Source organism: Mesorhizobium sp. M7A.T.Ca.US.000.02.2.1 (assembly GCF_003996995.1).
Lineage (GTDB): Bacteria > Pseudomonadota > Alphaproteobacteria > Rhizobiales > Rhizobiaceae > Mesorhizobium.
On sequence record NZ_RZTT01000105.1, the window covers coordinates 1 to 15,824 of the forward strand.

Below are 15,824 nucleotides of genomic sequence, written 5' to 3' on the forward strand. Positions count from 1 at the left end.
CGATCTCGTCGCCCAGCAGTACAAGCGCCAGGACATCAATTTCGTTCGCGGCTCGTTCCGCGTGCGCGGCGACACGATCGAGATCTTCCCGGCGCACCTGGAAGACCGCGCCTGGCGCATCTCGATGTTCGGCGACGAGATCGAGCAGATCACCGAGTTCGACCCGCTGACCGGACAGAAGACCGGCGAGCTGAAAAGCGTCAAGATCTACGCCAATTCGCACTATGTGACGCCGCGCCCGACGCTGAACCAGGCGATCAAGTCGATCAAGGAAGAGCTCAAGCACCGGCTGGTCGAACTCGAGCGCGCAGGCCGTCTGCTCGAGGCGCAGCGGCTGGAACAGCGCTGTCGCTTCGACCTCGAGATGCTGGAAGCCACCGGTTCCTGCGCCGGCATCGAGAACTATTCGCGCTATCTCACCGGCCGCCAGCCGGGTGATCCGCCGCCGACGCTGTTCGAGTACATTCCCGACAACGCGCTGGTCTTCATCGACGAAAGCCATGTCACCGTGCCGCAGATCGGCGGCATGTATCGCGGCGACTTTCGCCGCAAGGCGACACTGGCCGAATACGGCTTCCGTCTGCCGTCCTGCATGGACAACCGGCCGCTGCGCTTCGAGGAATGGGATGCCATGCGTCCGCTTTCGGTCGCCGTCTCGGCGACCCCTGGCGGCTGGGAAATGGAGCAGGCCGGCGGCGTCTTCGCCGAGCAGGTCATCCGCCCGACCGGCCTGATCGATCCGCCGGTCGAGGTCCGCCCGGCCAAGACCCAGGTCGACGATGTCGTCGGCGAAATCCGCGACACCACCAAGGCCGGCTACCGCACGCTGGTGACGGTGCTGACCAAGCGCATGGCCGAGGATTTGACCGAATATCTTCATGAGCAAGGCATCCGTGTCCGCTACATGCATTCCGACATCGACACGCTGGAGCGCATCGAGATCCTGCGCGATTTGCGCCTCGGCGCCTTCGACGTGCTGGTCGGCATCAACCTGCTGCGCGAGGGCCTCGACATTCCCGAATGCGGCTTCGTCGCCATTCTCGACGCCGACAAGGAAGGGTTTTTGCGCTCGGAAACCTCACTGATCCAGACCATCGGCCGCGCCGCCAGAAACGTCGACGGCAAGGTCATCCTCTATGCCGACCAGGTGACCGGCTCGATGGAAAGGGCGATGGCCGAAACCAACCGCCGCCGCGAAAAGCAGGTGGAGTGGAACGAGGCCAACGGCATCACCCCGGAATCGGTCAAATCGCGCATCTCCGATATTCTGGATTCGGTCTACGAGAAGGACCACGTCCGCGCCGACATCTCGCAGTTCACCGACAGTGCCGGCGCCATGATGGGCAACAACCTCAAGGCCCATCTCGACGCGATGGAAAAGCAGATGCGCGATGCCGCAGCCAATCTCGACTTCGAGAAGGCGGCCCGCATCCGCGACGAGATCAAGCGTCTGCGAGAGATGGAATTGTCCATCTCCGAAGACCCACTGGCCAAATACGCCGATATGGAAAGTCCTGCCTCAGGCCGCGAAAAGGGCAAGCACAACAAGGGCGTGGCCAAACATCGTACAGCAGAGGAACAGGAGCGTTTCCGCAAGCTCGACGCAGCGCGTGCCGCAGAAGAGGCGGCCAAAGCTGCCCGGCCCAACCTCTTCCGCAAACCTGATCTCGACCAGATGGGCGCCGACGGCGCGGTGCCGGTGAAGAAGCCGCTGTTTACCAAGCCCTCGATCGACGACATGGGTCCAGGCACCGACATGCCGACGCCGGCCGGCGCGGTGTCACGCTCGCTGTTCAAGAAACAGTCGGCCGAAGAGGCGCACGGTTCCGACTTCGGCATTCCCGGCGACGCCACCAAGCCACTGTTCAAGAAGAACTCGCTCGATGAAATGACTGTACGGCGGACGGAAAAGCCGGTCGAAGGAAAAGTGCCGGCCAAGCCGCAGCCAATCTCCCCCCAAGTGGGGGAGATGCCCGGCAGGGCAGAGGGGGGCGCGAAGGAACGCGACGATTCCGCCAAACCGGTTGTTCGTCAGCGCGCCGGCATCGGCTCATACGAGGATCCAGGCGACGCCCGCCGCGACAAACGCCGGCCGGGGAAGACGGGACGGCCGGGACGGTAGGTTCAAAATATTCGAAATGCCGGCGGGACAGCGCCCCCCTCTGTCCTGCCGGACATCTCCCCCACGAGGGGGGAGATTGGCAGCTTCACCGCATCGCTCCCTCCTGGGCCGCCCCCCTTGCCACCAGCCTCGCCTTTGGTGTAATCGCTCCGCACACTCGAACGTCTCAAAAGGAGGGCTCACGTGTTTACGTTTCATCGTCACCATCGTCAGCGTGGCCCGATTTCTGCCCTGCGAGCTTGCTTGCAGGGCTGACCAGGGACGGTCCGGGTTTTTCCCGCTTCGATTTTTTGGTCTGCCCTTCGTGGTGTTGCAACGCCGAGCCTGATGGCCAGCACGCGCACCGTCAAAGTGCATTGAGCCGGACCTTTCCTCCGGCAAGACCAGAGAAATCAAAATGGCCCTGATCAGCCTCAAATCCCTCGGCGTCACCATGAGTGCGCCACTGTTTGCCAATCTCGACCTCACCATCGGCTCCGGCGACCGGCTCGGCATTGTCGCCGCCAATGGCCGCGGCAAGTCGACCTTGCTGAAATGCCTGACCGGCGAGATGGAGCCGACCTCCGGCGACATCACCCGCACGCGCGGCCTACGCGTCGGTCATGTCGAACAGTCGGTTGCCCCGGCCCTCCTCAGCCGGACGTTCCACCAGGTGGTGGCGGATGCCTTGCCGGCCGAGCAGGCCGACAGCGAGATGTGGCGTGTCGACGTGGTTCTCGATTCGCTCGATGTGCCGGAGCCTATGCGCGAGCGGCAAATGCAGGCGCTGAGCGGTGGCTGGCAGAGGCTGGCGCTGATCGCCCGCGTCTGGGTCACCGATCCGGACGTGCTGCTGCTCGACGAACCAACCAACCATCTCGATCTGGCCCGCATCAGCCAGCTCGAAACCTGGCTGAACACGCTGCCGCGCGAGGTGCCGGTCGTCATCGCTAGTCACGACCGGGCCTTCCTCGACGCCACCACCAACCGGACGCTGTTCCTGCGCCCTGAACAGTCGCCTGTGTTTGCCTTGCCCTATTCCCGCGCCAGGCAGGCACTCGACGAGATCGACGCCTCGAACGAGCAAGTTCCAGCGCGACATGAAGGTGGCGCAGCAATTGCGCCGACAGGCGGCCAAGCTCAACAACATCGGCATCAATTCGGGCAGCGACCTGCTGACGGTCAAGACCAAGCAACTCAACCAGCGGGCCGAAAAACTGGAGGAAGCGGCGAACCCGGCGCATCGCGAGAAGTCGGCGGGTGCCATAAAACTGGCCAATCGCGGCACCCATGCCAAAGTGCTGATCACGCTCGACGACGCGGCTGTCGAAACACCCGACGGCACGCTGCTGTTTCGGACCGGCAAGCGCCATATCTGCCAGGGCGACCGCATCGTGCTGCTCGGCCGCAACGGCGTCGGCAAGTCGCGCTTCGTCACCTTGATCCGCAATGCCATTGTCGAACCGGACACGGTGCGGAATGTGAAGGTGACGCCGTCGACGGTGCTCGGCTACAGCGATCAGGCGCTGTCGGGCATCAGCGGCGACGACACGCCGCTGGCGATGGTCTCGCGCCGCCACGATGTCGGCGAGCAGCGCGCACGGTCGTTGCTGGCCGGCGCCGGCGTGGTCATCGAGATGCAGGAGAAAAAGATCGGCGTGCTGTCCGGCGGCCAGAAGGCACGGCTGATGATGCTGGCGCTGAGGCTCGCCAATCCCAACTTCTATCTGCTGGACGAGCCGACCAACCACCTCGACATCGACGGCCAGGAAGCGCTGGAAGCGGAACTGCTGGCGCATCAGGCAAGCTGTGTGCTCGCCTCGCACGACCGCTCCTTCATCCGCGCCATCGGCAACCGCTTCTGGCTGATCGACAAACGAAAGCTGACCGAAGTCGAGGACCCCGAGGAGTTCTTCCGCTCAGTGGCCGAAACGGCAGGATGAGGCCAACGGAGGTCGACTGGCATGTAAATTATTTGCTTACAGACCTTGTTCTTTGTAAGCAATCTGTTTACACATATCGATGATCAAGTCCTTCAAGAACAAGGCGCTGTCGGACCTCTTTCAAACTGGAAAGACCGGCAAGATCGACGCCAAGATGCACAAGCGCATTCTGGTCCGGCTTGACCGCCTGGAAGCTTCGGAGAAGCCGGAGGAAATGAACCTTCCCGGCTTCGATTTCCACCCGCTGAAAGGCTTCGATCCAATCCGCTACATGGTCCACGTCAACGGTCCGTGGTGCATCACATTCGAGTTCGACGGCAAGGACGCTGCCCGCGTCGATTTCGAGCAATATCACTGAGGCGGCCAGACTGGAGAAGTTCGACTTATGACCGTGCACGAGCCGACGCGTCCTATTGAGCGTTGTCCCTCCCACCCGGGAGCGCTGCTTGAGGACATTATCGCGGCAACTGGAAAGACCAAGGTGGAAATTGCAAATCTGCTCGGGATCTCCCGGCAGCAGCTCTATGACATCATCCGCGAAAAGAAGCCGGTTTCGCCGGCTGTGGCCGCTCGCCTCGGGAAGCTGTTCGGCGACGGCGCCGCGATCTGGCTTCGAATGCAAGCGGCTTTCGATGCTTGGCACGCAGAGCGTGAAGTTGATGTTTCAGCGATCCCTACGCTCAGGGTTGCGTAGGTCCGCACGGCAGCATTCGGACAGACCATCAGACGCCGCGATAAAAAATCTCGACGGTCTGTCGGATAGCCTCAGCCCATCGCGTCCTTGGGATGCCGACACGATGATGCCGGCGCCAACCCAGGGAGAATTATCATGTCGGTTCTTTCATCCATCGGTCGCGTCGCAACCCGGTATGCGGCAGCGCGCGCTCGTCACCGCAGCGAGCGCATCCTGCTTTCGCTGCCGGCCTCGCTGCGCAAGGATATCGGCTTTCCGGACGTCTTCGACGCGCAGAACGGCCGCCGCCCCTGACCTCGCGAGGCGCCAGTCAGTCATGAGTATCACCTGAAAGCGGTGTCGCCTGCATCGATACGCGTTTTTCGAAAGCCTCGAACCAGTGCGTCAGCCGCGCCCGCGAGCGAAAAGGCGGCAGGTGGCGGAACGCCATCCAGGACAGCGTGGTGGCCAAGGCGATGTGGCCGACATGGAGCGGTGCCTCGTCGTCCAGCGCGCTTTCGATCCAGTCGTAGCTCGCCTCGATCTTTTCCCGGTATCCGTCGGCGAGAGCACCATAGCGCAGCTTTTCGGGTCTCCTTTCTGTCTCCCAGCGCAAAGCGATGCCTGTCTGCGCGAGGCCTGGGCGACCGACTGAAGCCGCAACGCCTGCCAGCGCGCCTCGCCGTCCTGCGGCAGCAGCTTGCGGCCGTCATGCAGTGTGTCGAGATAGGCGCAGATAACATCGGAATCGAAGATCGGAGACGCGTTGGGCCGCAACAGCACCGGCACTTTGCCGAGGGGATTTTCGGCGTAGACGCGCGCATTGCGCAGGGTCGGACTGGTCTCGTGATGAATGACCTCCAGCCGATCGGCAATGCCGGCCTCATGGGCAAAGACGAGCGCCTTGCGCGCGAAGGGTGAGTGGGTCTGATAGTAGAGGATCATTGTCGTCCTGGGGTTTAAGAGGCGTTCGCGTGATCCATCTGTTCTAGCCTGCGAGCCGAGAGAATTGCGCTCTGATTGGGGGCCGCCGACGCAAGTTCGTTTCACGCCTCTCGCTCGAGCCCGCGGCTGTCCGGGATTATCAAGGGCGACCGCCAAAAAAATTTCGCCGCCATGTAGGATCGCCGCCGTCCGATCCGTCCTATGGCTCGCAAGGCCAAACGCAAAGAGGAACAACAAATGACTGATCAGACCCCCGTTCAGCCCGCGGCCAAAGTGCTCGGCGGATTGACCCCCTATCTGCAGCTGGATGGCGCCTTCAAGGCTGCCGAATTCTACAAGAAGGCCTTCGGCGCGGAGCAGGTCTTTGCCTACCCGGCGGACGAAAAAGGCCGCACCATGCACATTCACCTCCACATCAATGGCTCGACCCTAATGCTCTCCGATTTCTATCCGGAAAACGGAATGCCCGCCGTCAAGCCGCAGGGTTACACCATGCAGCTTCACCTCGGCAGCGACGACATCGAAGCCTGGTGGAAGCGCGCCGTCGATGCCGGCTGCGAAGTCGCCGTGCCGCTCCAAGTCATGTTCTGGGGCGATCAGTGGGGCAATATGCGCGACCCGTTCGGCGTCGAATGGGCGATGAACGCGCCGGTGAAGAAAGCCTGATCTGCCACCGATGGCCCGAGCCCCTCACCGGCCGGCGCCGGTGAGGCCCTGTGAACTTCCAGGAGGAGATCCAAAATGTCCTATGTCGATGGTTTCGTACTTGCCGTATCCAAGGCAAAACTCGATGACTACAAGAAGCTGGCCAACCTCGCAGGGCCTATCTGGAGGGAACATGGCGCGCTCGCCTATGTCGAATGCATCGGCGACGACGTGCCCTATGGCGAGGTCACGTCCTTCCCGCGTGCCGTGCAGGCCAAGGACGACGAGATCGTCGTCTTCGCCTGGGCCGTCTATGAGTCGCGGGAGAGCCGCGATGCCGTCATGGCCAAGGTGATGGCAGATCCGCGCTTGAAGGCCGATTGGGCGGACATGCCGTTCGACGGCAAGCGCATGATCTTCGGTGGCTTCAAGCCATTCATTGAGCTTTGAGCAGCCGGTAGCAGATTAGAAGAAGCCTCTCAGCTTCGTCATCCTAGGGCGAAGCAGGAGCGAAGCTCCGTCGCGAAGACCCTAGGATGACGACGCGGGTGCTTAGGCCAATCTCTAAGGCCACGATCAGCTAGATGGCGTTGCGCTAATCCAGCTTGTCGAGCAGCGGCTTGAGCCGGTCTCCATAGCGCTTCCACAGATCGACCGACCCTTGATACATCGGCTGGCGCACCTGTGCGGCTGAAGCCGTGCGAACCGGTCGGTCGGTCTCGTGGAACGATAGTGCCGCGTCGTCCCAGGGCAGGCCGAGATGAGCGATCAATGCCCGCGTCTGTCCTTCCTGGTCGGCGACAAAATCCTCGTAGCGTACATCATGCACGACGCCCGGCAGCACCGTGTGCCAATGCTTCATGATGTCGGTGTAGAGATTGTGGAAGTCGGCGAGCTCGCCGAGATCGTAGCCATAGCGATGGCTGTCGCCGCGGAAATGCACCTTGTAGATCGACAGGCAGGTGGCCGCCGCATCGCGCGCGCAGTGGATGATCCTGGCCTTCGGCGTCATCATGTAGATGAAGCCGACAAGCAGGAAGTTGCCTGGCATTTTGTCGGTGACGTGACGCATGTTCGGATAGCGGGCATGCAGCATGTCGAGATAGGCTTGCCCTGCCTCGGCAAAATCCGCATCGCCCATATCCGATACGCCCCATGGGAAGCCACCCGGCATGGTCGCCGGGAACTGCTTGCCGACCGCCTTCTTCAAGATGCTGAGCTCGCCTGCGCCAAAGACCTGCGGATGGCTGGCAATGATCTGCTCGACCAGCGTCGTGCCCGAACGCGGCATGCCGACGATGAAGATCGGCGTGTCGTCGCTGATTGAGCTGGGCCTGTGCTTCTCGAAGAAGCCGGCATCGAAGGTGGCCTTCATCGCCTCGAATTCGGCCCGCGTCCTGGCCTGGTCGTAGTTGATGCTTTTGCGGCGGATCGCATTGCCTTCGGCGAAATAGTCGAAGGCCCGGCCATAATCCCTGAGATCGTCATTCGCCTTGCCGAGTCCGAAGGACAGCTGCATGCGTGCCAGGCTGTCCTGCGGCGCCTTGGCATGCTGGGCTTCCATGCCCCCAAGCTCGCTGTCGCGCTCCTTCTGGCGCTTGACCTGCGTCAGCATCAGCCAGGCTGTGGCCATGGCGGGGTTGATCGCCAACGCCTGCCGGAACAGGTCGGCCGCCTCGTCGAGCTTGCCCTTTTCCATCAGCCCGACGCCGAGCCCGTGCAGCAGGTCGGCATCCTTGGGGCGTATCGCCAGCGCTTCGCGGAAGACGGCGAGCGCCTCATCCAGCCGCCCGGCTTCCTGCAGGGTTTCGGCAAGCCCGATGCGGGCGCGCACGTGAAATGGATTGCGTGCAACCGTGCCGCGATAAATCTCTTCGGCCTCTTCGAACTGGCCGACCTGCTTCAGCGATGAGCCGAGATTGTCGCGCGCCGCGAGCTGGTCCTGCCGCAGATCCACCGCACCGCGGAAGAAATCGATGGCCGCAGCAGGGCGGCCGAGGTCGCGCATCACCGCACCGAAATTGTTGAGGAAATCGGGATTCGTCGGCTGCAGGCTCACCGACCGTTCGATGAGATCCAGCCCTTCTTCGCTGCGCCCGGTCTGGTGCAGCAGCAGTCCCAGGAAATGCGCCGCGGCCGCATGCTTGGGCTGACGCGCCAGCACCTGCCGGTAGATCGTCTCAGCCTCTTGCCGGCGCCCCGCCTGATGCAGTTGCAACGCCTGCTGCACATACTGGTCGAGGCCCAGCGGCGGCTGTCCGCCTGCGCCAGACCTGGCTCCCGCACCCGCCGCTCGTCTTTGATCTCTGTTGATGGGAAACCTGCCGTGTTTTATCCGCCTGTGGCGATCTAGGCCATTGGCGCGCCAGGTTCAAGGCTTCGCTTGCTGTCTCGTCCTTTCGTCGGTGCGGAAAGATCAAATCAGGCGATTGGTCTCGGCAACCTGCCTGGCACGCCGAACCGTTCCATCGGTGTCGGCGATCCTTCGCTTTGCCGCCTCGTCACTTCTGACAGTCAGCCGCGGCGACAGGACAACCATCGGCTTTGCCATTACCGGCTTTGCGACCGGCGTGATCGTTACGGGGGTGCCTGTTGGCGTCTTTACGGACATCTCGAGGTCTCCTTCTTCAAATCACAAGAAAAATAAAAATACCGGGAGAATTATTCCCGATAAGCTTTAAACAGTTTTTGAATTGTATGAATTTGTATCATCATTTTTCTGATAGTTACAGCGCGCAATTTTTTGAATGAAGCCCAATTTTATTTTAAAATGCCTTGATTAAATTACAACAAAGGCCTATCTGTACAGGATCGCTTTGGGCCAGAATTGGCATCTCGCGGCGTCAGAGGTTCTCGACCCGCCAATCTCATTCCAAATCATCGATACCGGGCGCGCGGCATGTTCGCTCCGCGCGACCATTCTCATTCTTCGAAAGACCGACATGAACACCGGAACCGTGAAGTTCTACAATGGCCGGACCGGCTTCATTCAGCCGACCGATGGCGGCAAGGACGTCTTTGTCCATGTCAGCGCACTGGAGCGCGCCGGCTTCCCCGGCCTCGCCGAAGGCCAGAAACTGCAGTTCGAGTTGGAGCGTGACACCAAGGGCCGCGAGTCGGCCGCCAATTTGCAATTGATCTGATCCGGCCGAATTCGATGAACGCTGACCACGGATGTACTGGCAGCTCTCGAAAGAGGCTTATTTCCAGCGACTGCCGGAAATAGGAAAGCGGGGCTCGTCCCCGCTTTTTTGTTTTCAGGACCGCTGCTTTGCATAGGTAAGACAATGCCGGACCGCACCACCCACTCCATCGCGCACTTCACCGCACCTTTCGTGCTCGGCGGACTGGAAGGGCAGCTGCCTGCCGGCGACTACGACATCGACCACGACGAAGAGCTGATCGAGGGCATGTCGCGGCTTGCCTGGCGCCGCGTCGCCACTTTCATCCATCTGCCGGCAAGGGCAGCGAAAAACCCGCCCACCAGCCAGCTTGTCGCCATCGATTACCTCGAACTCGAAACAGCGCTGAAGCGCGACAGGGAGAATGCAGCATGATCCGTTTCCAGCAGAATGCGCGCCCGCGCACCGACACGCCCGCGCACCAGTTTGCAATCGGTCAGACCGTGCGCATGAAGAGCCGCACCGGCCTCGTCCAGAAGACCGCCGAACTGTTCCAGATCAAGAGCAGGCTGCCGGTCAAGGATGGTTCGCCGCAATACCGCATCCGCAGCGAGCAGGAGACCTATGAGCGGGTCACCACCGAAGACAATCTCGAACCGGCAGATCCGGTTGTTGCCGACAACCCCGTTGTTGCCAGCAACCCGCTCGTCTGAGACCCCACCGCCAAGCCAACACTGAGCAGGAGCACGACATGTCCAAAGGTCAACAGCGAAGCAACCGCGAGACACGCAAGCCGAAGAAGGACAAGGTCGTGGCAAAGCCCGCCTCCCCGTTCGGTTCGTCGGTCAAGCAGGCGGAGAGCAGCTTGAAGCCGAAGTCGAAAGGCTGACAAACTGGAGGGCGCGCCTCGTGCGCCCTTTCCGTCGTCCTCTGTGAGGTGACTGGACAGGCCTGCGCAATGCTCTGCCACGGAGGCGCGCTTGAATTTCGTCATCGAGTTCTACCGGTTGCGCGACGCCGACGAAGCCACTCTCGACAAGGTATCGCTGGAGGCGCCGAACCTGCGCGCCGCGCTGCAGGACGCCACCGCGCTGTTCCACACGCTGGCGATGCCGCAAATCCCCGATCGCCTGCGCATCTGCGACGACAATGGTAGCGAGCTTTACGCCGGCCCAGCCGACGGCGCCTATCCGGTTTAGAGCAGCGGTGCTGCCCCACGACTCCATTAAAGTTCACGTAAGATCGAGGCCCTAATATCCGCCTGAACCGGGCCGCTGCCGCAATTGGCGGCCCGAGACATTGCGGGCGACCACCCACGATCGCCGCTCATGCCCGAAAGCAGGAGGCGCATGGACAGATCGCGCATCATCGTGACGGCGGTGGTGTTGGCCATGCTGGGCGCCATCTTGCCAATCGCAGCTATGTTTCATCTCGCTTGGATTCAGGCCGTCCAAAAGGAACATGGGCGGCTGCAGCTGTTCGCCAGCCGCGCCATCGCCAGGGCCGACATCTCGCTCAACGATGCGACCGCCGCCTTGCGGCAGATCGACCAGTTCACCGGCATCCGCTGTTCGGCGGACCATATAGCCCGTATGCGGCAACTCACCATCAACACGCGCCCGATCGAAGAAATGGGCTATTTCGAAAACGGCCTGCTCAAATGCTCTTCCTGGGGACCAACCGAAGGGCGCGTTGCGCAATCCACCCCTGACTTCACCACCAGGGACAGCATTGCCGTCACCGCCCGCATGCAGCCGGTGATGAGCGATGACCATTTTCTGATGGCGCTGCGATACAGGGATCACAACGTCCTTGTCGATCCGGTACGCTTTGTCGACGTCATCGTCGATCCTGGTGTCCAGCTCGCCTTGACGACGCAAACGGGCATCCTGCTTGGCGCGCTGAATAGCCCGAATCCTGCCCGTATCGAGAAGATCATCGCCGGCCCCAGCGAAGGCATCGATGACGATCTCCTGTTTGCCGCGGCGCGCGGGACGGACTGGATTGCTGTCGCCACCGAACCGACAAGCCAGATCCTGGGCAGCGTTCGCAAGCAGCAATTCATGCTGCTCCCGCTCGGCGCCTTCATGGCTGCCTTCATCATCGGCGTGGTTGTGTGGCTGTCACGAAGGCGGCTTTCGCCCTTGGGAGAATTGCAGATCGCCGTGCGCAAGCACGAATTCATCGTCCACTATCAGCCGATCGTCGAGCTCAGGACGGGCAATTGCATCGGCGCGGAAGCGCTGGTGCGCTGGAAGCGGCCGAATGGCTCCCTGGTCCGGCCCGATCTCTTCATTCCGCTGGCGGAAGAGAGTGGCCTGATCACAGCGATCACCGATCAGGTCATTGCGATGGTTGTGTTGACCTGAACATGCTCCTGGTCGCCGATCGCTCACTTCACATCGCCATCAATCTCAGCGCAACCGATGTCAGCACGGCGCGGGTCCTGCCCATTATCGAGAAAGCATTGCAGCACACCGGGATCCAGCCGCAGCAAATCTGGCTCGAGGCGACCGAACGCGGTTTCGTCGATATCAACTCGGCCCGCTCGACGCTCATTCGTGCCCGCGAACTGGGGCACGCAGTGGCAATCGACGACTTCGGCACCGGCTACTCCAGCCTGTCCTATCTCGAGGGGCTGCCGCTCGATGCGCTCAAGATCGACAAATCGTTCATCGATACGATCAGCACGAATTCCGCCACCAGTTCCGTCACCCCGCATATCATCGACATGGCCAAGACACTGAAGCTGAAGATCGTTGCCGAAGGCGTGGAGACGCAGGCGCAGGCCGACTATCTCGCCGAGCGCGACGTCGACTACGGCCAGGGCTGGCTTTTCGCCAGACCCATGCCCGCGTCCGAGTTCATCGCCTACTGTCGCCAGGTGAAGCCGACGGCTTGACGCCTGTCGTCCTCAACAACGCGCAGCGTTCTCAGCACGGCCCGTCGCCAACGACGCGATAGTCCGCGGCGCGGGCTTCGCAGGAATTGGGGAAGGTACGCATCTCGCCATGCCGGCGGCCGCAGACCGGAGCATATTCGCGGGTGCAGAACGTCTGCTCTTCACCGCCACCGCCACCGCCACCGCCACCGCCGCTGTCGCGGCACGGACCGTCGCGCACGATGCGGTAGCCAGCCCGGTCGGCGAGACAGGAATTGGCGAAGGTCTGGCGGTCGCCGCCGCGCCGGGCACAGACCGGCTCGTACTGCTTGCTGCAATATTGCGGCTCGGGCCGTGGCGGACGCGGGCGTGGCCCTGGTCCCTCATCGACGACAACGGTGCAGGCGGCAAGAATTGCCGACAGCAACAAGATGACAAAACCCTGCCGCGAAAAGATTGCCGCCAGAAATTTCATGATGATCTCCCACGATCGGTCCCCGGTTACCGATCCTCGCCATTCCCTTGCCAAATGCAACCCCCGTTTGAGCTCGGCAACCGACAACGGCGCCTGGACCGAAAGGGAGGTCCGCGCGCCGCGATGTCTGGCCCATTCGTGGCCCGGCTCTGGCCGATGACCCGGCCGGCAAGCAAGCCTATGCCGAGCCCATCGATGCTCAGGTCAGTCGATTGATGCGTCGGGATGCGCCAGTACGGCGGCCCGCGGCGGTATCTTGCAACCATCACGTTTCCGTGCGATAAATTCCGTGTTCGGGCATTTGCGACCCGGAGAGCGGAACGTTTTGGACGACCTTTCCCCGATACTGTGAATCTCTGACGGCCCCGTTTTCGGCGGGGGGTTTGACCATGCGCCAATGCATGACTGCCGAAGCAACCACCGGGAACTGCCCTTTGCGCCAGGCGGCGGGCGGGACCACCAAAGACTGAACGGGTGAAGGAGTTTCCCCAATGGCCCAGACCGGCACCGTTAAATTCTTCAACGCGACCAAAGGCTTCGGTTTCATCACGCCCGATGGTGGCGCCAAGGATGTGTTCGTCCATATCTCCGCGATCGAAGCCTCCGGCTTGCGCACGCTCGTCGACGGCCAGAAGGTCACTTTCGACGTCGAGCCGGACCGCATGGGCAAGGGCCCCAAGGCCGTCAACCTCCGCGCAGCCTGAGCCATCGGCGCGCCGCATGTCACTCGGACGTGCGACGGAGGCTCCATGCCTGCACCTGGCCTGGAGAGGGATCTGAATTTGAAAGGCGCGGCGATCTTCGTCGCGCCTTTTCCTTATCGAAGGCGCGGGCCGGTGATGTCGCCCAAGCCGCCAGGTTCTGGGCAACGACTTGCATAAAACAAAGACCCAAAGCGTGCCGCAACGTGCTTTAGACACCCGCAAAACTTTCTCTTGCCGATGACGCTAAAATAAAGGACAAATTTCCACTCGGGCATTTGCCGGCCCGAGACTGGAGTTTATGGGACAAAGGAGCTTCCCATGCCGCAGACCGGCACCGTCAAATTCTTCAACCATGCCAAGGGCTTCGGCTTCATCACGCCCGATGATGGCGCGAAGGATGTTTTCGTCCATATTTCAGCCGTGCAGGCGTCCGGCCTTCCCGGCCTGGAGGATGGCCAGAAAGTGTCGTTCGACACCGAGCCGGACAAGCGCGGCAAGGGACCCAAGGCCGTCAACCTGTCGGTCGGCTGAGCCGGCTTGGACCGGCGATGGTTTTCGCTCCCTGGAGGGCGTGTGACCTTTGACGCCTGTTTTGAATAAGTTCGTCGAAATCCGTTCAGCCCCCGTTCAGCCACGGTTGCATATTAGTCTTTGGTAAAGCCGGACCGCATCCCCGAAACTACACGGGCCGGCACGAAGGAGACCGAGATGAACCGAATTTTCAAGACCGCCGTCCTGGCCGCTGCCGTGGTCGCCACCACGCTTTCGGCCTTGCCCGCCGCCAACGCACGTGATTGGCGCCGTCATCATGGCCATCATGGCAACGGCGATGCCATTGCCGCCGGCGTGCTCGGCCTCGCGGCCGGTGCGCTGATCGGCGGCGCATTGGCCAATGACCGCCCGCCGCCCGACGCTGACCGCTACTACGATGACGGTTACTACGATCGTGACGTGGTGGTGCGCCCGGCCCCGGTCCGCCGCTACTATGCGGAGCCGCGGGTGGTCTACGCTGATCGTTATGCCGAGCCGTGGACGCGTGATTGGTACGAATACTGCTCGGACCGCTACCGCACCTTCAATTCCCGCACCGGCACGTTCACCGGCAATGACGGCGAACAGCATTTCTGCACGGCGAACTAAACCAGGGCTTCCCTGCCCCAACAGAAAAGCGCTGACCGCAAGGCCAGCGCTTTTTTGTTTGGAGCATCACAGGATTGGGGCAGGCGAATATCGGCACGCCCTACAGCAATTCCAGGAAAAGTGTGAAACGTTTTCCCGGGAAAAGCGCAAAGCGTTTTCCCTTGGGAATTGAGTCAGAACAAAGGGTCAGAGCAGCCCCGCCGTTTCCGTGAAATGGTGAATTGCTCTAAACGAGAAAAGGATTGGTCCGCCTCTCCTCGCCAAAACGTCCGCCGGGACCGTGGCCGCAGATGAAGCCGATGTCGTCGCCGAGCGGCAGGAGTTTGTCCTTGATCGAAGCGATCAGTGCCGCATGGTCGCCACCCGGCAGGTCGGTGCGGCCGACCGAGCCGCGGAACAGCACGTCGCCGACATGGGCGAACTTGGCCGCGCGGTTGTAATAGACGACGTGACCTGGTGCATGGCCGGGGCAGTGCAGCACCTCGAACACATGGCCGCCGAACGACACGGTCTCGCCTTCGGACAGGAACCGGTCGGGCACGCAGTTGCGCGCTCCGGCGATGCCGTAGCGCTTGCCCTGGTTTTCCAGATTGTCGAGCAGCGACTTGTCGGCCTCATGCGGACCGATGATCTCGACGCCGAGCGCCTCCTTCAACTCCATTGCGCCGCCGGCATGGTCGATGTGGCCATGCGTTATCCAGATCGCCCCGGCTGAGATCGCATTGTCCTTCAGCGCCGCCAGCACCTTGTCGATATCGCCGCCAGGATCGACGACGACGCCATGCTTGTCATCCATGTCGAACAGGATGGTGCAATTCTGCTGGAACGGTGTGACCGGCACGATGCCGGCATTGAGCTGACCCATGATCGTCCTTTCGATGTTCACGGGTGATGTAGAGGCGCGGACAAAGGGCGTCCACCCTCGAAAGACGAACAATCGGTAGCTCCGAAAACGGAAATGGGCGGCCGAAGCCGCCCATTTGAAAAGACCGAAACGGCCCGCCTACTTCTTCATGGCGCCCATGACCGCGCCGAGAATGGCGGTCAGGATCGCGCCGCCGCCGGCGCCGCCGACGATGTTCTGCAGGTTCAGCGCGCTGCCGAGACCGCTCGTTGCTGCTGCCGCAGCCGCCGGATCGACCGCACCGCCACCCAGCAGGCTGCCGAGGATCGCCGCACCGCCGACGCCGCCAAT

At 61.9% G+C, this 15,824-nt stretch carries 20 protein-coding genes and 3 pseudogenes; 17 read left to right on the plus strand and 6 right to left on the minus strand.

What is annotated here, in order from left to right:
- From uvrB to EOD15_RS12605, 5 genes and pseudogenes are all read left to right on the plus strand, one after another.
- On the plus strand, positions 1 to 2,122 hold a 2,122-nt coding region (gene uvrB / locus EOD15_RS12585), incomplete at its 5' end, for an excinuclease ABC subunit UvrB (RefSeq protein ID WP_127408529.1).
- 397 nt (positions 2,123 to 2,519) lie between these two features.
- Positions 2,520 to 4,044, plus strand: a pseudogene (locus EOD15_RS12590) (ABC-F family ATP-binding cassette domain-containing protein).
- Between the two features lie 79 nt (positions 4,045 to 4,123).
- Positions 4,124 to 4,402 carry a type II toxin-antitoxin system RelE/ParE family toxin gene (locus EOD15_RS12595; protein WP_127321180.1) on the plus strand — a complete coding sequence of 93 codons (279 nt, stop codon included), beginning with the start codon at positions 4,124 to 4,126 and terminating at the stop codon, positions 4,400 to 4,402.
- 27 nt (positions 4,403 to 4,429) lie between these two features.
- Positions 4,430 to 4,738, plus strand: a complete 309-nt coding sequence (locus EOD15_RS12600) for a HigA family addiction module antitoxin (RefSeq protein ID WP_127321179.1) — start codon at positions 4,430 to 4,432, stop codon at positions 4,736 to 4,738.
- Between the two features lie 135 nt (positions 4,739 to 4,873).
- Positions 4,874 to 5,032: a hypothetical protein gene (locus EOD15_RS12605; RefSeq protein ID WP_127268662.1), complete on the plus strand. Its 159-nt coding sequence runs from the start codon at positions 4,874 to 4,876 to the stop codon at positions 5,030 to 5,032.
- A 16-nt stretch (positions 5,033 to 5,048) separates the two neighbouring features.
- Here the strand turns inward: EOD15_RS12605 and EOD15_RS12610 are convergent.
- Positions 5,049 to 5,662 (minus strand): annotated as a pseudogene (locus tag EOD15_RS12610) (glutathione S-transferase).
- Between the two features lie 237 nt (positions 5,663 to 5,899).
- Here EOD15_RS12610 and EOD15_RS12615 point away from each other — a divergent pair.
- Positions 5,900 to 6,328 (plus strand): glyoxalase/bleomycin resistance/extradiol dioxygenase family protein, encoded by a 429-nt coding sequence (locus EOD15_RS12615; RefSeq protein ID WP_127268665.1) that lies wholly within the window; start codon positions 5,900 to 5,902, stop codon positions 6,326 to 6,328.
- 75 nt (positions 6,329 to 6,403) lie between these two features.
- Positions 6,404 to 6,757 (plus strand): DUF1428 family protein, encoded by a 354-nt coding sequence (locus tag EOD15_RS12620; protein WP_023809794.1) that lies wholly within the window; start codon positions 6,404 to 6,406, stop codon positions 6,755 to 6,757.
- A gap of 145 nt (positions 6,758 to 6,902) precedes the next feature.
- Here the strand turns inward: EOD15_RS12620 and EOD15_RS12625 are convergent, their stop codons facing one another.
- Both EOD15_RS12625 and EOD15_RS12630 read right to left on the minus strand, forming a co-directional pair.
- Positions 6,903 to 8,525 (minus strand): tetratricopeptide repeat-containing sulfotransferase family protein, encoded by a 1,623-nt coding sequence (locus EOD15_RS12625; protein WP_245463652.1) that lies wholly within the window; start codon positions 8,523 to 8,525, stop codon positions 6,903 to 6,905.
- Between the two features lie 198 nt (positions 8,526 to 8,723).
- A complete protein-coding gene (locus tag EOD15_RS12630; protein ID WP_127268658.1) occupies positions 8,724 to 8,918 on the minus strand; it encodes a hypothetical protein in 195 nt (64 codons plus the stop codon).
- Between the two features lie 331 nt (positions 8,919 to 9,249).
- Between EOD15_RS12630 and EOD15_RS12635 the strand changes: the two genes are divergently transcribed.
- The 7 genes from EOD15_RS12635 to EOD15_RS37350 all read left to right on the plus strand — a co-directional run bounded on the left by EOD15_RS12635 (position 9,250) and on the right by EOD15_RS37350 (position 12,331).
- Positions 9,250 to 9,450, plus strand: coding sequence for a cold-shock protein (locus EOD15_RS12635; protein WP_127323162.1), 201 nt, complete (start codon positions 9,250 to 9,252; stop codon positions 9,448 to 9,450).
- A gap of 144 nt (positions 9,451 to 9,594) precedes the next feature.
- The gene (locus tag EOD15_RS12640; RefSeq protein ID WP_023809798.1) at positions 9,595 to 9,864 is read left to right on the plus strand and encodes a hypothetical protein; all 270 of its coding nucleotides are present in this window, start codon (positions 9,595 to 9,597) and stop codon (positions 9,862 to 9,864) included.
- A complete protein-coding gene (locus tag EOD15_RS12645; protein ID WP_127323161.1) occupies positions 9,861 to 10,142 on the plus strand; it encodes a hypothetical protein in 282 nt (93 codons plus the stop codon). Before EOD15_RS12640 ends, EOD15_RS12645 begins: the two co-directional genes overlap by 4 nt.
- 38 nt (positions 10,143 to 10,180) lie before the next feature.
- Positions 10,181 to 10,318, plus strand: a complete 138-nt coding sequence (locus EOD15_RS35730; protein WP_164482279.1) for a hypothetical protein — start codon at positions 10,181 to 10,183, stop codon at positions 10,316 to 10,318.
- Between the two features lie 91 nt (positions 10,319 to 10,409).
- Complete coding sequence (locus EOD15_RS12650; protein WP_127320975.1) at positions 10,410 to 10,628, plus strand: hypothetical protein; 219 nt, start codon at positions 10,410 to 10,412, stop codon at positions 10,626 to 10,628.
- A 150-nt stretch (positions 10,629 to 10,778) separates the two neighbouring features.
- A complete protein-coding gene (locus EOD15_RS12655; RefSeq protein WP_348629424.1) occupies positions 10,779 to 11,798 on the plus strand; it encodes a CSS-motif domain-containing protein in 1,020 nt (339 codons plus the stop codon).
- Between the two features lie 2 nt (positions 11,799 to 11,800).
- On the plus strand, positions 11,801 to 12,331 hold the full coding sequence (locus EOD15_RS37350; RefSeq protein ID WP_348629425.1) for an EAL domain-containing protein: 531 nt from the start codon (positions 11,801 to 11,803) through the stop codon (positions 12,329 to 12,331).
- Between the two features lie 31 nt (positions 12,332 to 12,362).
- Here the strand turns inward: EOD15_RS37350 and EOD15_RS12660 are convergent, their stop codons facing one another.
- Positions 12,363 to 12,785, minus strand: a complete 423-nt coding sequence (locus EOD15_RS12660) for a Kazal-type serine protease inhibitor domain-containing protein (protein ID WP_127320974.1) — start codon at positions 12,783 to 12,785, stop codon at positions 12,363 to 12,365.
- Positions 12,786 to 13,276: 491 nt separating this feature from the next.
- Between EOD15_RS12660 and EOD15_RS12665 the strand changes: the two genes are divergently transcribed.
- The 3 genes from EOD15_RS12665 to EOD15_RS12675 all read left to right on the plus strand — a co-directional run bounded on the left by EOD15_RS12665 (position 13,277) and on the right by EOD15_RS12675 (position 14,629).
- On the plus strand, positions 13,277 to 13,489 hold the full coding sequence (locus EOD15_RS12665; RefSeq protein ID WP_006202520.1) for a cold-shock protein: 213 nt from the start codon (positions 13,277 to 13,279) through the stop codon (positions 13,487 to 13,489).
- A 318-nt stretch (positions 13,490 to 13,807) separates the two neighbouring features.
- Entirely contained in the window at positions 13,808 to 14,020 is a 213-nt protein-coding gene (locus tag EOD15_RS12670) for a cold-shock protein (RefSeq protein ID WP_013530020.1), read from the plus strand.
- Positions 14,021 to 14,197: 177 nt separating this feature from the next.
- Entirely contained in the window at positions 14,198 to 14,629 is a 432-nt protein-coding gene (locus EOD15_RS12675; protein ID WP_127268420.1) for a BA14K family protein, read from the plus strand.
- A 226-nt stretch (positions 14,630 to 14,855) separates the two neighbouring features.
- On the opposite strand, the gene EOD15_RS12680 is transcribed toward EOD15_RS12675, so the two are convergent.
- Both EOD15_RS12680 and EOD15_RS12685 read right to left on the minus strand, forming a co-directional pair.
- Positions 14,856 to 15,494 carry an MBL fold metallo-hydrolase gene (locus EOD15_RS12680; RefSeq protein ID WP_127320973.1) on the minus strand — a complete coding sequence of 213 codons (639 nt, stop codon included), beginning with the start codon at positions 15,492 to 15,494 and terminating at the stop codon, positions 14,856 to 14,858.
- A 138-nt stretch (positions 15,495 to 15,632) separates the two neighbouring features.
- A pseudogene (locus tag EOD15_RS12685) lies at positions 15,633 to 15,824 on the minus strand (hypothetical protein); the annotation flags it as partial.

Excerpts from the sequence above, each read along its gene's own strand:
- EOD15_RS12595 (WP_127321180.1), top strand. The coding sequence starts at position 4,124 with ATGATCAAGTCCTTCAAGAACAAGGCGCTGTCGGACCTCTTTCAAACT.
- EOD15_RS12600 (WP_127321179.1), top strand. The coding sequence starts at position 4,430 with ATGACCGTGCACGAGCCGACGCGTCCTATTGAGCGTTGTCCCTCCCAC.
- EOD15_RS12605 (WP_127268662.1), top strand. The coding sequence starts at position 4,874 with ATGTCGGTTCTTTCATCCATCGGTCGCGTCGCAACCCGGTATGCGGCA.
- EOD15_RS12615 (WP_127268665.1), top strand. The coding sequence starts at position 5,900 with ATGACTGATCAGACCCCCGTTCAGCCCGCGGCCAAAGTGCTCGGCGGA.
- EOD15_RS12620 (WP_023809794.1), top strand. The coding sequence starts at position 6,404 with ATGTCCTATGTCGATGGTTTCGTACTTGCCGTATCCAAGGCAAAACTC.
- EOD15_RS12630 (WP_127268658.1), bottom strand. The coding sequence starts at position 8,918 with ATGTCCGTAAAGACGCCAACAGGCACCCCCGTAACGATCACGCCGGTC.
- EOD15_RS12635 (WP_127323162.1), top strand. The coding sequence starts at position 9,250 with ATGAACACCGGAACCGTGAAGTTCTACAATGGCCGGACCGGCTTCATT.
- EOD15_RS12640 (WP_023809798.1), top strand. The coding sequence starts at position 9,595 with ATGCCGGACCGCACCACCCACTCCATCGCGCACTTCACCGCACCTTTC.
- EOD15_RS12645 (WP_127323161.1), top strand. The coding sequence starts at position 9,861 with ATGATCCGTTTCCAGCAGAATGCGCGCCCGCGCACCGACACGCCCGCG.
- EOD15_RS35730 (WP_164482279.1), top strand. The coding sequence starts at position 10,181 with ATGTCCAAAGGTCAACAGCGAAGCAACCGCGAGACACGCAAGCCGAAG.
- EOD15_RS12655 (WP_348629424.1), top strand. The coding sequence starts at position 10,779 with ATGGACAGATCGCGCATCATCGTGACGGCGGTGGTGTTGGCCATGCTG.
- EOD15_RS37350 (WP_348629425.1), top strand. The coding sequence starts at position 11,801 with ATGCTCCTGGTCGCCGATCGCTCACTTCACATCGCCATCAATCTCAGC.
- EOD15_RS12660 (WP_127320974.1), bottom strand. The coding sequence starts at position 12,785 with ATGAAATTTCTGGCGGCAATCTTTTCGCGGCAGGGTTTTGTCATCTTG.
- EOD15_RS12665 (WP_006202520.1), top strand. The coding sequence starts at position 13,277 with ATGGCCCAGACCGGCACCGTTAAATTCTTCAACGCGACCAAAGGCTTC.
- EOD15_RS12670 (WP_013530020.1), top strand. The coding sequence starts at position 13,808 with ATGCCGCAGACCGGCACCGTCAAATTCTTCAACCATGCCAAGGGCTTC.
- EOD15_RS12675 (WP_127268420.1), top strand. The coding sequence starts at position 14,198 with ATGAACCGAATTTTCAAGACCGCCGTCCTGGCCGCTGCCGTGGTCGCC.
- EOD15_RS12680 (WP_127320973.1), bottom strand. The coding sequence starts at position 15,494 with ATGGGTCAGCTCAATGCCGGCATCGTGCCGGTCACACCGTTCCAGCAG.